This is a genomic window from Pseudomonas sp. SDO5532_S415, assembly GCF_054071155.1.
Genome location: NZ_JBSVWS010000373.1, coordinates 1 through 382, shown reverse-complemented (window position 1 = coordinate 382; position 382 = coordinate 1). Strand labels below are relative to the sequence as shown.

Below are 382 nucleotides of genomic sequence, written 5' to 3'. Positions count from 1 at the left end.
CCAGCGGCAGGCGATGGGATTTCCATGCTGGCCTTGTCGGATTCCAGGGTGATCAGCGACTGATCGGCTTCAACGGTGTCACCGGCCTTGACCAGGACTTCGATGATCTTGGCCTTGCCGGCCGAGCCGATGTCCGGAACGTGAATGTCCTGAACACTGTCTGCCACGGGGGCAGCCGGAGCTGCCACAGGAGCAGGGGCGGCAGCCGGAGCAGGTGCAGCGGCCTGGGCTGGCGCGGCAGCAGGTGCAGCAGCACCCGCCACTTCCAGGTCCAGGATCAGGTCGCCAGTGCCGACTTCGTCGTTGAGCTTGACGCTGATGGCCTTGACCACGCCAGCGGCAGGCGATGGGATTTCCATGCTGGCCTTGTCGGATTCCAGGG

1 protein-coding gene is annotated in these 382 nt (G+C 64.9%); it reads right to left on the bottom strand.

Features of this window, described 5'->3' with window-relative positions:
• On the bottom strand, nt 1-382 hold a 382-nt coding region (locus ACW9HW_RS30160; RefSeq protein WP_457402981.1), incomplete at both ends, for a biotin/lipoyl-containing protein.